Raw genomic sequence first — 14,170 nt, forward strand, 5'->3', positions numbered from 1 at the left:
ATCCTTTTATGCTGGCAGCGGTTGCGGAGATGGATCGTGATCTGCTGATTGAGCGGACCCAAGCGGGTTTGTCGCGGTCAAAAGTCGAAGGGAAGAAGCTGGGAAGACCGTCCAAAGTCGCCACAGAAGCCCGTAGATCGATTATCGAGAAAAAGAATATTGGAAACAGTGTCAGTGCTTTAGCGCGTAAATACGGCGTTTCTAGAGCAACGATAGTGGCTATTGTTTGAGTTATTGAATGGGTTATTTTATGTGGCTGCTAGCTGACAGCTATTGCAATAAGTAATCGATAGCCGTCAGCGATTATTTAAGTTAACTCTAAAATTTGATGTGAATTTTAAACAGGTTTGCTAAATTCTACATGCACCGTATAGATTTCGTCTTCCTCATTATTAAGTGTCACTCCTGCACTTGCCGAACCATTAAACAGATTGGCACCAATTCCTGCTTTCCCCTCTTGGCTTGAAGAAAAAACAGTTTTCTTTTTCAGTTCTAACTCTGCACTAAGACATCCACCGTTTTCTCTTGCAAATACAATTGCCTCCCATGAAGGCTCAAATGATAACCAACTAAACTGTGATCTATCTATTTGAGTGTCTTGCTTCCATTGACGTTCAGATAATTTAATTACTCGTTTATTTGTATCAATTCCTATAGAGGCTGAATTAGTTGATATTTCGGCCTCGCCTGAACCGTAAGGAATGCCACCCTCCAGTTTTGCTCTTACTGAATTTGATTTTTTTTCTAAGCTTTCTTTATGAAATTCAATCTTGGTTGCACCTAGGGTTACAAATACTCTAACCATTTCGGCTTCACGTTCTTGTAGTAAAATATCATCAAGGTTATCACTTGGGATGTATAAGTTTTTTTTAGTTTCGTTATATTCTGAAAGTGGATGCCTAATATATGCTAAGTTAACTTGAGGGTGCCCAGGTTGAAAATGGTAATTTTTATGCGCTGCCATTTCTGGTGTTATGCTTATACGTTTTAAATATTTATCAAATGAATTTGCTGATTGTTTAAGGTTGACTGCTGAAATATCACCTTCATCTTTTTTTGAGAATAATTGATATAATGAGTATGCGGCTGGAGCTGCGTTAACGAGGACTGCAATAGGCAATGGGAGTAATCGGGCTGCTATAGCAAGTGATAAACTTGCAAATTGATTATTTAAAATGTTATTTTCTTTGTCTTCTATTTCTTTTCTGTTTTTTATCGCTGAGGCGTTTTTGTTATTCCTTGCCGTTTTTTCAAGTTCAATTTCTTCTCCGTTAGTAATTAAAGTGGTGATAATATCTTCAGTGGAGTTCTCATCAAATAGTTCTTCTTCTACAATGAATATTAAATTTTGCATGCCTTGCTTCCTATCATAATAAATGTGAGTGCTTGTGTTTTAGGAGACTACCTTTTTTATATCGATAACTCCATATGCATGTTGACCTCCTAAAGTCAAATCTGCTTCAAATTATTCAAAGGAGGCCGCGATAACGTCCCCAGTGTTGGCGTTGAAAATACAACAGTATTGCAGTGGGGTCTGCATTCCCAGCCTGTTGATTGCCTTAGCCCGTTGTCCAAATGCCTGCATCGTTCTCTTTGTCTCATCGTGCCATAGGTAAGTGTTGAAAACTGATTGCGCTTCGCTTTCCTGCCACACATGGCGAAAATTCGCTTTCTCATCCATTACCTGTTTGCACCCCTTGACCGGGTTGTGGTGCGTTTTCGCATAGCATTCCGGGCTGTTACCTGAACATAAGGCATTTTGTTTTGTTAGCGGTTGTTCTGCACCTACAGCGGAAAAGGCGCATACGCCCAGCACCAATGAGAGAGTGCCCAGAGCCCCCCCATGCAATTGCGCGAAGCGTGCTGATCTGCCGTTTTGATACAACATGAGCGACCACATTATAGCTGGCCTAGCTAAGCGCGGCTCCCGCTGCAATCGGTAATAAAAAGTCTGCTCCCGCCATGATTCCCTCACTTTCCAAACCACATCGCGCCTGATAGCGAACGCTGGTGATGCCCAACCGATGACGATCATCATACTTATCGGGTTTTAAATGTCCCTATTGGTGTTTTTTTTTGAATCAACAAGGATTGTCATGATACAGGCGATGAATGCGAGTGACTAAGCTCGCTGACGTGAGGATGGATTCAAAATGTCTCATAGGGAGCGTGGCCTTACAGTGGTCAAAATTGCACATTCAGTGCATGAAAAAATCTCTGAGAATACAGTTTGGCGAGCGGGTAAAAGAACTGCGCATTGCCACCGGAATGAGCCAGGAAGCGTTTGCTGATCGGTGTGGATTCGCACGTAGCTATATGAGCCGCATTGAACGCGGTGGTTCTAATGCGTCTCTGGATGCGGTTGAGGTGCTGGCTAACGCTCTCAATGTTGAGCCGTGGCAGTTGTTAGCGTCTGACTCATCAGAAGATAACGATCCGGAACTGTTGGTTCCATACGCAGCCGATGGTTCCTGTTTTCACTCCGGTTTGGCGAGCACCCGTGATGGCTCGTTTGGCGTAGGTGATAAAGCGGCTCAGAAGCGTTTTGGCACGTTTTCTGAAGCTCTTGAGTATCTCCGTAGCATTGAGACAGCAAAATGGCGTAGGCCCAATGCCAGTGGCAACTGGGGCATTGTGTCAGCGGTGCGTTGGGACAAACTGAGAAAGTAGCGTCAGGTATAAGTTTATAAATTCTGGATTCTGTATGAATGAACAGTATATATAGACGATTGACTGTCCCCGGTTGAACATACTTCTTGCTTCTGGAAGGGCGAAAAAACCTCGAAATACAGGTGCGTTACATAGGCGTTCCGTATCACTTTAAGATAAAGAGAGACCATGACACAGCCAACTTTTAGAAGAGTCCAAAAAAGAAACCCTCATCAGTTATCTGTTGATCAACATATCCATGCGGCACACTGTATAAAAAAGTTTGCCAACGCAAACAACAAGATTTCCGTTTTTGATAAATCAGTTTCGCAATGGGTGCAGCGTAAGCCAGATGCCGCGATTTTTTGTGCAAAAAGAGCTTGGGATCAACGTGCTGAAAAAGGTTATATGAATAGTATAGAAACCGCATTTTTTGAGGTGATCGATAGTATTGATACCACCATCATAAATAGAAATCATGACGCTATAACTCGTTATTTCCATTTGTGGCGCCTTAGAGGGTCTGCAAGAGATGATGAGAAAAAAGATTTACTACTTAATGGTGTTACAGGAGGGGGGTTAACTATCGATCAGCAAGAGATTGTGGAAAGTAAGCACGCAATATTTATTGCAGAAGGTGGAGAACTTTCGCATCACTTCGCTAAAGGTATTGAGATACAAATGATGATCGATAAAGCTAGCCATTTCATGAAACCAATAAGATGGGGATTATGGACGGCTGCTAAGGGGGAGTTTTTAGCTGCTGATTACTATCCTGGAGATAGTGATGGTTTAACGCCTTTTATTCCAGTGTCTCCTCAGCATGTGTTCTTTGCTAATGCTCCAGATACTAAGATCAATGTTAATAAAGTACGTGAGTTAAATCGTATTTCTGTTGCATCTTCAAAGAACTATTACTTTTGCCGGAGTCTCGAAAACTGTCCGCTTTGAGGGATGGCATTGTAAGAAAGTTGTAGTTCCCCCTACAAAAATCTCCTACAATGCATCAAGTTTTTGTTAATAAATCCATGGGCTTACGAGATCTTTGGAGCGGGGGTGATTTCCCTTCGCCCGCTCCAGCATTTTCTCTCTCTTCATTTCCCTGCTTTCTGCAACGCATCCTTCACGTTTATATAATGACGCTTATTGCGGCCAGATTTTATTGCCGTTACAGCGGGCGGGTAAAGCGAAGCGTCGCGGCATTAGCACCGCCAGGCAGCACGTCGCCCGTCAGCACTGGTGCCGGAAAGCGATTAATTATGGGTGGTGTCCTGGCCGCCGAAGATATTGGCACGGCTGCTGGAAGAGCTGCCATCACTGTTTTTCGTATCCTGACCGTCGAAGATATTCGCGCGACTGCTGGAGGAGCTACCATCGCTATTTTGCGTGTCCTGGCCGTCAAAGATATTGGCACGGCTGCTGGAAGAGCTACCGTCGCTGTTTTTCGTATCCTGGCCGCCAAAGATATTGGCTCTGCTGCTTGAGGTTCTTCCGTCGCTATATTTCGTGTCCTGCCCACCAAAAATGTTAGAGCGGCTGCTGGATGTTGTGCCATCGTCATAGCGGCAATCCTCTCCGCCAAAAATGTTAGACCGGCAGCTGTCCGCCATCGCGCTATTCAGCGAGCCGGCAAACAGAAAAAAACCTAAAAACAGTGTCCTGGTATTCATAGCGTCTCTCTGAAAAGTGAGCTTATCTGCGGATATGGGAAATCTGAATCAGCACGAATTATGCCTGACACCGCCCTGATGTCATTCCCCTGGCTCTGGTAGTTATCGCAGCCCTTCCACACCTTCCGCCGACAGCGTCATAACCGTTTTCAGGCTCGTTTCAATGCTGCTCACAATCGCTTCTCGCGGGCCACTGCGCCACGCATCGCTGGCATAAAAGGCCTCCAGCACCGCAGTCATACTTTCCGGGCTGGCAAAAGCGCGGATCAGGCAGTAGCAATCGGGATCGTGCAATGAGTTGCCGAACCTCACGACATCAATGCCGTGGCGCTGATGAAGGGGAACGCTGATCTCCTGCATGATGGCGTGAAACGCCGCGGCGCTTCCCGGACGCAAGGTGTATTGTAATATTTCAACCGTCTTCACAATTTTCATCCCTATTAAGTGCCATCAGAGGTCAGTTATGAAAAGCATAACTATTCTTCTGGCGGCATAACTATTCATTCCAGGTATGGATTACTGCCTCATTCCGATGTTAACTTATGCTTCTGAATAGGGAGGGAGTGATGCTGGATATTACACATTTTGGGCTGTTTGCCCTGTCAGTTTTTCTGTTGTCGGTGACGCCAGGGCCGGACATGGCTTATGTCATCGGACAAAGCGTGGCTAACGGGCGTCGCGCCGGGGTGATCTCCGCGGCGGGGGTGGCGTTGGGCAGCTGTACGCATGCCGTGGCCAGCGCCGTCGGGTTAACGGCGCTCATCACCGCCTCACCGCTGATGTTTACGGTAATTAAATACCTCGGCGCAGCCTACCTGCTCTACCTCGGCAGTAAGATGATCCTCGGCACATTCGCCAGACCGCGCGCTGAGGGTGAGGAGAGTGCGCCCAGCAAAGGGAAAGTGACCACCCGCACGCTGCTCTCCCGTGGGTTTATCACCACGCTCACCAACCCGAAAGTGCTGCTCTTCTTTATCTCATTCTTCCCGCAGTTCGTGGTGGCGGATGGCAATCAGCATGCTGCCTCATTTCTTATTCTTGGCTTCGCTTACGCGCTAATTGCGTTCCTGACCGATATCACTTTCGCCCTGCTGGCAGGCAGTGCGGCGGGCGCGGTTTCGCAAAACAGGGGCCTGCAAAAGCTGCTCGACCGCATTGTCGGCACCACGTTTATTGCGCTAGGTATTCGGCTGGCGCTCACGAAGCGCTAAGGGTTAGAACAAAAAAAGCGCGCCGTTATTGCTTACCGGCGCGCTTTTTTTCTGTCGGAGTTACTTATCTCGTGGCGCCGTCACGATGGTAAATGGCGTGAAGTGGCGCGGCGTGATAAGCGAAAGAGGTAACCGCTTCTGCACGCCGTTGTCGACCTCAGCGAGTGAAGTAATGCGGATGCTTAACGTATCATCGCAATAGTGCTCCCCTTCAGCAGAGGTTGACTGATAGCGCGTGGCCTCTGAGGTGCCAAAGGGCGCAACGACTAAGTGATCCACGCTCACGACTTCCTGGCGTGCGTTAACCAGTTCAATACCAATATCCAGCTGGCCGACCGGCTCCGTGCCGCTATCGAGAGTAAAAGTTGCGCTGCACATCCCCTGGTTAGCCCATACCGTATCCGAGTGCCAAATCTCAATGGCCAGCGCGGGTTTTAGCATCACAAGAGGCAGTAAAAACGGCCACAAATAACGGCGTGAGATCATCTGTTCCGTCCACTGTTAATCGGCATAGCCGTAGGTATCGTCATCGCCGGTATCGCTCTCTTTCACAAGATTTTCACCGCGATAATTCGTGTTCAAAAAGCCGCCGTTAGTACATTCGCGCTTCATAATGCGTTTTTTGCCCTGGTAAACTTTCAGGCCGGTGAACTCCCATCCTCTGCCCATCCCGCTATAGACCACATAACTGAAGTTGCCGTTAATAAAGCGGTAGTAGAGGGAGCCGCCCCCAGCGAAGGTCATCTCACCAACGCGGACCTGGGTTTTATCACCTTCGATGCGCGGTAGCGTCATCTCGACTTGCTCAATAGAGCCGTAATAGTAAGTCGGGACGTTATCCTTCAGGCGAATAACAACGCCTTTCTCATTCGGCAAATCACAGTTAAATATCAAATCCGGGTCGGGGATTTCCGCCTGCGCATAGGTTGCTACGGACATTGCAGCGAGCAATATCGCAATCATAGAGATGCGTTTCATCATGGGTTCCTGATAGTGTCATCCCGCCGACGCAGCGCCGGCGGGCGAAGTTTATTGCGTCGCTAAGGTTTGCTGAAGTTCCGACAGCTGACCCTGCAATTTCTGCAGCTCCATCTGTTTTTCCATCTCGGAAGCGGAAGGGCGGTTTTGCGCCTCTTTCATCTTCTTCTCAAGCGCGGCGATCTGTTTTTGCACATCGGCCCGGCCTGCGTTTTTCTGCTTCAGCTGCGCAATCAGGTTATTCATCGAACGTTGCAGCGCCTGCTGTGATTTACGCTTGCTGGCGACGCTGGCATTGCTCTGCTGCTTCTCCTGTTCAATCGCCGCATAGACCGCGTTGAACTCCTTGTTTAACTGCTGCTCATGTTGCAGGGTCTGCTGCTTCTGCTCAACGCGCTTATCCCAGGTGCCGGAGTAGTTACAGTTAAATTTGGTAATAATGCTGACGTCGCCGGCGGTCGGGTCACAATCACGCGCATTTGTCGCGCAGCCAGCCAGTAACAGCGCGCTCAACATCATTAAAATCTTCTTATGCATAGCGTGATCCTCAGCTAACTTTCAGTGCGGTACGTTGGGTATAGAGGCTGTCGAGTTCACCCTGCAACGAGCCAATTTGATCGCGCATCTGCGCAATTTCAGCGTCGAGCTTCTTGGTATCGCCGCCGGTTCTGTGCATATCAGAGGAGATATCCTGCCACTGCTGCTGATGTTTTTTCATATCGGTCAGCGTGTTACGCAGATAAGCGATGTTGGCATCGACGCCTTTAACCTGCTGTTGCAGTGCATCTTTCTTCACTTTTCTTGCAGCAATGTCCTTCTCAAGCTTCGCCAGCGTCAGCTTGTCGCTGGCAATAACCGATTTCGCCACGTTAGTCGCATTCTGGATACGGGTGTTTTCCGCCTGGATATCGCGAATGGAGGCATTCAACTGCTCCTCCTGCGAGGCATATTTTTTACGCTGGTTATCAAGGTAGGCGTTAGCACCAACCCCGACGCCGCAGCCTGCCACCGCGGCGGCAATCATGCACACCGCCTTATTGCTTGAGTTACTTGCTGCACAGGCCAGTGCGCCGAGCAGCGCGCCGCCAGCACAGGCCATGACGCCCGATTTATTAAAAAACTCGACGTCCTGGTTATTGGCTAAACGGGGATCGACACTCCCACTGCCGCCCATACCGCCCGAACTCTGGCAACCCGCCAGCACCACAATCAACCCAGCCACTACTGCTGTACGTAACCGTTTAAAAGCAACCATCACCACTCTCTCCTGAATGTCCTTAATTATTTTTTTTACAAGCGCTCAGCCACGCATCGCGCGCCACTTTGCCATCTTTCCAGTAGCCCTGAAGATTGCCCCAGTAGGTATTCAGGTAACCGTTTAGATTGGTTTTACCGCGCGCCGCCATCTGCTGCTGCACGACGGTCATCTGCGGATCGATCAGGCTCTTGTTATAGGTCGTGCCCATATCCACCAGCGTGTCGGCGTAATAGCTGGTGATAAACTCCAGCGCTTTTTTATGCTGATCGAGCTGCTCCTGGCGACGCGAACAGTTGGCATCGAGCTGGCTCCCGGCGGCACACGTTTTGCTATAAAGCTGATTAAGGCGATCGAGAAACTCGCCGTCATCTTTCATCTTGGTGCACAAAAAGGCGCCCAGTTGCAAAGAGGTGCGGATCGCCTGGTCGCGCTGCTCATCGCGCAGCTGGCTATTGGCTCGTAGTTCATTACGCAGCGACTCCAGCTCCTTTTTCACGCCTTCATCCTGCACTTTGGCGGAGATGGCATTCAGGTTCTGTAATGAGTCCGCGCCTTCGCCCGGTTTCTTCGCCGCTTTGCTCTCGGTACCCAGCGCCTGCCACTCTTTTTCAATCTCTTTAATGCGATCCCGCGAGGTGAGGGTGGTTGAGACCAGTACCAGGCGCATGCCGTTCGCTTTGCTGCTGTTCTCGCCTTGCGCGGTGTAATAGGGCTCTTCCCCGCGCAGCGAGCTGCGAATATCGGCCTGCGGCGTTAAGTAACTGCCGCCGCGCACGATATAGCCGCCCGCTTTGCCATGCAGGCGGTCAAGTTTATTTAAGCGAAACGGCTCAAACATCATTTCGCCAGCGTTGCCGAGCATATCGTGCAGACCCAGCGGGTTCGGTTTAAGCAGGCCGGTAAGCTGGAGTTTGTTATTCGCTGACTGCGCCCCCGCGAACCAGACATAGCCATTCAGGCCTTCCGGCATCGGGAAGTGGCGATCGCGAAACTCCGCCGAAGAGACAGATAGCCCGCCGCGCGCGGCAAACTCCCATTCGGTTTCCGTCGGCAGACGTAAAAAGCCTGGCTGCTTATCATCCTGCGGCAGTGCGTCCGGCTTCTCTTTTCGCAGCCACAGGTTGTATTTATCGGCAATCGACATGGCGTCCATCCAGCCGATATTGACCTTCGGCAGACGACCTTTGATATCGGGTTTGGCGCAATCACCGGAAAGTGCGCGATACTGCAAATCCGTCAGCTCATATTTGGCCATCAGGTAGTAACGGCCTTTCTCTTTCTTCTCTTGCGGGAAGCTACCGGCGATATGGTCCGGGCGTGACTGTTCGATATAGCCCCACTCGTTGCCCTCTTCGCCAAGCGTAATGCTGTAATCGGCTAACGGCTTATCCAGAGGAATAGCAACCTTACGAAACGCCATTGCGCCATCGCAGGGCAGCGGCAGGATCACATCATCGGCCAAGGGTTTTGGGTTCCAGAACTTCTCATCCCACGTTGCGTTTGCCGCGCAGGAAAAGCCTAACCCGGCCGCAGCCAGCGTCAGTAACAGGTTAAATTTCACGTAAACTCTCCGCAGGTTCGATCTTTAACGCCCGCAGCGCGCCAATCGCGGCAACGCCCAGCGCCACGGCCAGCACGCTCAGGAAGGCGGCGGCAAAGTGGCCAGGATCAAGGTGACAAACAAAAGCGCTTTCGGGGAGATTAGCGCCCAGAAGGTGGTTAAACAGCGCGCTGCCCGCGCCATAAATCAACAGGCCAGCAATAAACGCAACGCCCGTCAGGCAGAGCGCCTGGATCATGATAAACAGCGTCACCGCCTGGCGGCGAAAACCGAGCAGGCGCAGCACTGCCATATCTTTGCGTTTACGATCGATATTGGCGATAAACGCGCCAATAAGCGACGCAATGCAGCCTGAGGCCGAGATCCAGGCGATTACCGCGAAAATCACCCCCAGCACGCGATCGATGGCGCGCACCGCTTCAATCTGCGAGGCCTGGGTTATCGCTTCGATATGTTGCGACTCAAGCCATTGCGCCAGGGGGGCAACATCATCCAGCGTGGCGGCATAGAGCCGTGCGCGCGCAAAGTTATGCCGCTCGCGCGCGTTTTCACCGTCGGTAACGCCGAGCAGCGGCGCCTGGAAACCGTCGCGATAATCTTCCAGCGCCACCAGCAGAGGCAGGTCGACAAACAGCGCAGGGCGTGCAAAGCGCGCCTCGTCGAGAATGGCACCGACGCTGACGGAGAGCGATGTGCGCTGGTTCTGCCCGTCGCGTTTACGGCTGACGAACAGCCGGAACGTGTCGCCCGCTTTCACGTCGAGCTTACGGGCAGCGCTGTTGCTCAGTACCACGGTGCTGCCGTGCGGCAGCACTCCGCTCTCACGCAGCAGCGGATCGCCTTTCGCGGAAGGGATCACCTCTGCACCAGCGGCAAAATGTTGCCCGTCGCGCACCAGGTCTGCCTGGGTATTCAGCGATCGCGTAAGCGGTATTGAGAAGCCAACCTCCGGGCGTGCCGCGAGCGCGTTGAGCCACGCAAGATCGTAGTTACCGTTGCCGGTCATCCGCACTTCCCGCGTGCGTGGATCGTCAAGCAGATCGTGGCGCAGCTGGCTGACGATACCGTTTTTTAAGCCAAACAAGAGAAGTAGCGGGGCGATCACCGCGATCAGCGAGAAGACAATACAGAGCGCCACTTTTCGATCGTGGATCAGATCGCGCAGCGCCATATTCAGTAGTAGCCCCATCTTGGGGCGAGTTTCAGGCAGGCTGGAAGACACTTTGCCCCTCCTGCATCACGGCGCGATAACAGCGTAGATTGCACTCGCTCACCCGCTGCCAGTCATGGCTGACGATCACCGCCGCCATCTCCATTGCCCGCACCATCTCAATCATTAGCGCAAACAGGCGGCTGGCGTTATCGGGATCGAGCGCAGCGGTTGGCTCATCTGCCAGCAGCAGGCGCGGCTGGTGGGCGATAGCGCGCACAAACGCCACGCGCTGACGCTCGCCAATCGACAGGCGGGAAGGCAGCTGATGCAGCAGCGGGGCAATGCCGAGCCGATCAATCGCGGTCTTAAGCCACGGCGATTGCACCGTTTGCCCGACCAGCCGACGGGTGAGGGTGATGTTCTCCTGCACCGTCAGCCACGGCAGCAGCCCGCCGTGCTGGAGCACAAAGCCGAGATCCCGCGCGCGAATACCCGACAGCGCGGCTTCATCATTCGCGAGCAGCGCCGGGGTAAGATCCCGCTCGCCGAGGCGATACTCCGACAGCTGTTCCGGGCGCAGGATCGCGCCCATCATCTCCAGCAGGGTGCTCTTACCGCAGCCGCTGGGGCCGGTAAGCGCAACTACTTCACCGGGCGCCAGCGTCAGCTCCGGTAGCGAGACCCGGTAGCCCTGCGTGCCGCCGCGGCGGATCGCCATTTCGCGTATGTGTAGCATTACGGCAGGTTTTCCAGCGGCACAGGGTAGACGTTGTCACGCGGATCGCTGTCCGGTGCCAGCGAGATCCAGCGGTCAACATCCTGGTTATAGCGCTGGTAGTAGTTCAGTTTGGTATTGAGACGGCGAATAAACCGCTCCTGCTCAAGGCCATCCCAGCTCTTCCAGGTCTCTTCATCAAGGCTCAGTACTTCACTCAGGTACGGCAGCCCTTCGATGTATTCACCCAGCAGACCCAATTCACCCAGACGTGTGGCGTTTTTGCTTTTCGCCTGGTTCGGATCGTTGCCCATCGTTGCGGCCAGCGAACGCAGGCTGGCGAACATATCGTCCGGCGAGATCAACCCTTCGTTGGCGGCATTGACGATCTTCTTCATCACATCACTCAGATCGCTCAACTCGCTTTTGGTCAGCAGGACACGCACTTCGGTGGCGGGAATGTTCTGGTTCACTAAATCGCGGTCGCTGATCCAGGATTTAAACACCGGCGGTGCCTGGGTCCCCTGTTTTTCGCCGAGATAGGCAAGGCGCATCGCTTTGCTCAGCTTGTCCGCATCGCTCAGCAGCGGGTCGGCTTTCTTACCGGCATACTCTTCGCTGGCACCCAGCGCGCTGCCCGCCGTCTCTTCGCCGCTCCAGGCGGTTTTAATCTGGCCGGTGATGGCATTCGCCAGGCTATCGACCATAGCGCCGAAGTTGTTCACATCGCCGGAGTCGATCGGGTAGTAGAGCGGTTTATGCAGGAACGGGTTGAGCGTCAGATCCTGATACTGCGCCTCGGCGGCGGCATGGTTTTTCTTACCGCTCGGGGTTTTGAGATGCAGGGTATAGAGCGCCACACCACGGTAGGCCGCTTCCTGGCGAACCTGCGCGGCATCAAGATGCGTGGAGGAGAGGTTATCCCCGCCCTCCAGCGCGCCGGCGTCGGTAATCAGGATCACGTAACGCGCGCCAAACTGCGTCCAGTCGACCTTATCAAGCGCCGTCATCACGCCGCCATAAGCATCCTCTTCCACTTTGCTACTGGAGACCGTGGCTTGCTTCAGATCGTGTACTTTGGCGAGGAAATCTTTGCCATCTTTCACCGTGTTGGGGTCGACGTACATCTTGCTGTCATACTCCAGCCCCGGCACGGCTTTGACATTGGAGCGGAAGGCCACCAGACCAAACTTCACCTGATCCTGGAGATGCTCCTTTTCAATGCGCTGATAGATCTTATCGATCGCCTCTTTGGTGCGGTCGATATAGGGGCCCATCGAAATGGTGGAGTCGATTACAAACACTACCGACGCCGAAAAGCCCTTCATCATGTTCTTCTCGTCAGCCGCTTTTACCGCTTTCTCCGGCGCTTTTTCACTGACCGAGGCGACATTAAGCACGCGCACCTGGAAACCGCTGTCGGTAAAGACATCGTCAGAGCCTAACACTGGCAGCAGATAGAAGTTTTTCTGCTGATCGACCATGTAATCCGGCTCTTTCGCCAGCACCTGCGGCACGGGTTTATTGCTCTTCAGATTGGCCAATAACGGATCGAGCGCGGCAGCCGGTTTTGGGTTATTCAGCAACGATTCGACGTCGCTCTTATCGCGGAAAAAGAGCATCGGGTGGCGACCCGCCGGGTTGGTAAACGCCAGCGTGAGCTGCATCTTCCAGTCGACGGTACAGGCGGCTTTAAGCCAGCCGGAAACATGACCGAAGCTATCCGGCCCGACCTGCAGCCACTCATCCTGGCCCTGCTTGCTGCGCTGATAAACGTAGAAGCGGCTAAACGCCGGCTGCTCTTTACCGGCCTCGCCCGCTTTCGGTGCCAGCTGGCAGCCCGGGTAGGTGAGAACACGCTGATAAAGGCTATGTTTCCCCTCCTGCAGCAGCGGTTTTTGATCGGCGGCGTGCGCGCCCATAGTGGTGGCCGTTAAGCACAGAAATCCGCCCAGCCAGACTCTCGTTTTCATCCTTTAATCCTATTTTTTCAGCTCGGCAAGACGGGCTTTCGCCCCGCTGTTTTGTGAGTCCTGGTTGACCACAATCTCGTACCAGTAGATGGCGGTTTGCGCATCCGGGCTAAAGCAACCCCCGCTCTGTGCGGTTTTTGGGTCATACTCTTCGGCATAACGCATCGCCATCTGGGTATCGCCAGACTGCGCTTTATAGGCGTACAAGCGTTGAGCGACATCACACTGCTTCGCCGCTTTTGCTTTCGCGATCACCTCCAGCAGTTGCGCACTGCTTGGCTGGCTGCGCAGGCACCCTTTCACAAATGCCAGTTCATTGCCTTTGGTCATCAGATCGTCGCCGCACGGGCCGCTGGCTTTCGCCGCGGCCGCAGGGGCTGCCGCAGGTGGCGGTGTCTCTTCGGCTGGCGCTTCGGGGCTACGCATAAACCACCATGCCGCAGCGGCGGCGGCGATCAGCAGCAGAAGCACCACCAGTGCAATAATCAGCCCTTTACCTCTCTTCGCTTTTGGCTCCTCGACAGGCTGCGGTGCAGGCGACTCAGAAACCACCGGTGCGGGTTCCGGTACCGGTGGCGGCGTTGGCTCAACGGCAGGTGGCGTCGGCGGGGTGTCATTCAGGGAACGGGTGTTGACCGGCAGCGGGTTCTCGCCGCCCGCCTGGGAGCTGAGCAAGCCTTCGCTGATCATCAGGATCCCCATATCGCGCGAGGCGTCATCTTTGATGGCGATGCGATAGGCTGCCTGGCGGTTGGCCAGCAGGGGATCAACCAGCGACGGGCCGACCTGCACGGTGGGTACGCCCTCGTCAAGGGTGAGCGTCGGCAGCGCCAGAAAGACTTCCGCGCTGCTCCAGCCGCCATCGTTGTCGAGATAGAGCGAATCCTGGTTACGCAGCACCGAGATCATCACGCCATCCATGCCCCCTTTCCACGCTTTCAACAGTAGTTGCGCATAGCCCGGGATGACGGGCTGAAGGGCTTTAAGTTCGGGTTTGATCAC

General features: G+C 53.0%; 15 protein-coding genes and 2 pseudogenes. 4 read left to right on the plus strand and 13 right to left on the minus strand.

Going from position 1 to position 14,170, the window contains the following annotated elements; all coding sequences use genetic code 11:
- Nucleotides 1-8: 8 nt before the first annotated feature.
- Nucleotides 9-230 (plus strand): annotated as a pseudogene (locus tag IAE48_RS16140) (recombinase family protein); the annotation flags it as partial.
- Between the two features lie 107 nt (nucleotides 231-337).
- On the opposite strand, the gene IAE48_RS16145 reads toward IAE48_RS16140, so the two are convergent.
- Together IAE48_RS16145 and IAE48_RS16150 are read right to left on the minus strand one after the other, a co-directional pair.
- Nucleotides 338-1,354: a hypothetical protein gene (locus IAE48_RS16145; RefSeq protein ID WP_200134957.1), complete on the minus strand. Its 1,017-nt coding sequence runs from the start codon at nucleotides 1,352-1,354 to the stop codon at nucleotides 338-340.
- A gap of 111 nt (nucleotides 1,355-1,465) precedes the next feature.
- Nucleotides 1,466-1,898: pseudogene (locus tag IAE48_RS16150) on the minus strand (hypothetical protein).
- Between the two features lie 307 nt (nucleotides 1,899-2,205).
- Here IAE48_RS16150 and IAE48_RS16155 point away from each other — a divergent pair.
- Complete coding sequence (locus tag IAE48_RS16155; protein WP_200134958.1) at nucleotides 2,206-2,670, plus strand: helix-turn-helix domain-containing protein; 465 nt, start codon at nucleotides 2,206-2,208, stop codon at nucleotides 2,668-2,670.
- 168 nt (nucleotides 2,671-2,838) lie between these two features.
- Nucleotides 2,839-3,600 (plus strand): hypothetical protein, encoded by a 762-nt coding sequence (locus IAE48_RS16160; protein ID WP_200134959.1) that lies wholly within the window; start codon nucleotides 2,839-2,841, stop codon nucleotides 3,598-3,600.
- Nucleotides 3,601-3,902: 302 nt separating this feature from the next.
- Here IAE48_RS16160 and IAE48_RS16165 read toward each other — a convergent pair whose 3' ends face one another.
- Together IAE48_RS16165 and IAE48_RS16170 are read right to left on the minus strand one after the other, a co-directional pair.
- Complete coding sequence (locus IAE48_RS16165; RefSeq protein WP_200134960.1) at nucleotides 3,903-4,319, minus strand: hypothetical protein; 417 nt, start codon at nucleotides 4,317-4,319, stop codon at nucleotides 3,903-3,905.
- Nucleotides 4,320-4,421: 102 nt separating this feature from the next.
- Nucleotides 4,422-4,745 carry an NIPSNAP family protein gene (locus IAE48_RS16170; RefSeq protein WP_200134961.1) on the minus strand — a complete coding sequence of 108 codons (324 nt, stop codon included), beginning with the start codon at nucleotides 4,743-4,745 and terminating at the stop codon, nucleotides 4,422-4,424.
- A gap of 140 nt (nucleotides 4,746-4,885) precedes the next feature.
- Here IAE48_RS16170 and IAE48_RS16175 point away from each other — a divergent pair, with 140 nt between their 5' ends.
- Nucleotides 4,886-5,530 (plus strand): LysE family translocator, encoded by a 645-nt coding sequence (locus tag IAE48_RS16175; RefSeq protein ID WP_200134962.1) that lies wholly within the window; start codon nucleotides 4,886-4,888, stop codon nucleotides 5,528-5,530.
- A gap of 60 nt (nucleotides 5,531-5,590) precedes the next feature.
- Here IAE48_RS16175 and IAE48_RS16180 read toward each other — a convergent pair whose 3' ends face one another.
- From IAE48_RS16180 to IAE48_RS16220, 9 genes are read right to left on the minus strand one after another with little or no spacing between them, the layout of a single operon-like run.
- Nucleotides 5,591-6,016 carry an IrmA family protein gene (locus IAE48_RS16180; RefSeq protein ID WP_200134963.1) on the minus strand — a complete coding sequence of 142 codons (426 nt, stop codon included), beginning with the start codon at nucleotides 6,014-6,016 and terminating at the stop codon, nucleotides 5,591-5,593.
- 15 nt (nucleotides 6,017-6,031) lie between these two features.
- Entirely contained in the window at nucleotides 6,032-6,511 is a 480-nt protein-coding gene (locus IAE48_RS16185) for a hypothetical protein (protein WP_232045216.1), read from the minus strand.
- A gap of 48 nt (nucleotides 6,512-6,559) precedes the next feature.
- Nucleotides 6,560-7,045, minus strand: a complete 486-nt coding sequence (locus IAE48_RS16190) for a hypothetical protein (RefSeq protein WP_200134964.1) — start codon at nucleotides 7,043-7,045, stop codon at nucleotides 6,560-6,562.
- A 10-nt stretch (nucleotides 7,046-7,055) separates the two neighbouring features.
- The gene (locus tag IAE48_RS16195) at nucleotides 7,056-7,763 is read right to left on the minus strand and encodes a hypothetical protein (protein WP_076769169.1); all 708 of its coding nucleotides are present in this window, start codon (nucleotides 7,761-7,763) and stop codon (nucleotides 7,056-7,058) included.
- A 22-nt stretch (nucleotides 7,764-7,785) separates the two neighbouring features.
- Nucleotides 7,786-9,327 carry an SUMF1/EgtB/PvdO family nonheme iron enzyme gene (locus tag IAE48_RS16200; protein WP_200134965.1) on the minus strand — a complete coding sequence of 514 codons (1,542 nt, stop codon included), beginning with the start codon at nucleotides 9,325-9,327 and terminating at the stop codon, nucleotides 7,786-7,788.
- On the minus strand, nucleotides 9,317-10,549 hold the full coding sequence (locus tag IAE48_RS16205) for an FtsX-like permease family protein (protein WP_200134966.1): 1,233 nt from the start codon (nucleotides 10,547-10,549) through the stop codon (nucleotides 9,317-9,319). Before IAE48_RS16205 ends, IAE48_RS16200 begins: the two co-directional genes overlap by 11 nt.
- Nucleotides 10,530-11,216, minus strand: a complete 687-nt coding sequence (locus IAE48_RS16210) for an ABC transporter ATP-binding protein (protein ID WP_233631612.1) — start codon at nucleotides 11,214-11,216, stop codon at nucleotides 10,530-10,532. Before IAE48_RS16210 ends, IAE48_RS16205 begins: the two co-directional genes overlap by 20 nt.
- The gene (locus tag IAE48_RS16215; protein ID WP_200134967.1) at nucleotides 11,216-13,168 is read right to left on the minus strand and encodes a vWA domain-containing protein; all 1,953 of its coding nucleotides are present in this window, start codon (nucleotides 13,166-13,168) and stop codon (nucleotides 11,216-11,218) included. Before IAE48_RS16215 ends, IAE48_RS16210 begins: the two co-directional genes overlap by 1 nt.
- Nucleotides 13,169-13,177: 9 nt before the next feature.
- Entirely contained in the window at nucleotides 13,178-14,170 is a 993-nt protein-coding gene (locus IAE48_RS16220; RefSeq protein WP_200134968.1) for a hypothetical protein, read from the minus strand.

Source organism: Kosakonia sp. S57 (assembly GCF_016516575.1).
Classification (GTDB): domain Bacteria; phylum Pseudomonadota; class Gammaproteobacteria; order Enterobacterales; family Enterobacteriaceae; genus Kosakonia; species Kosakonia cowanii.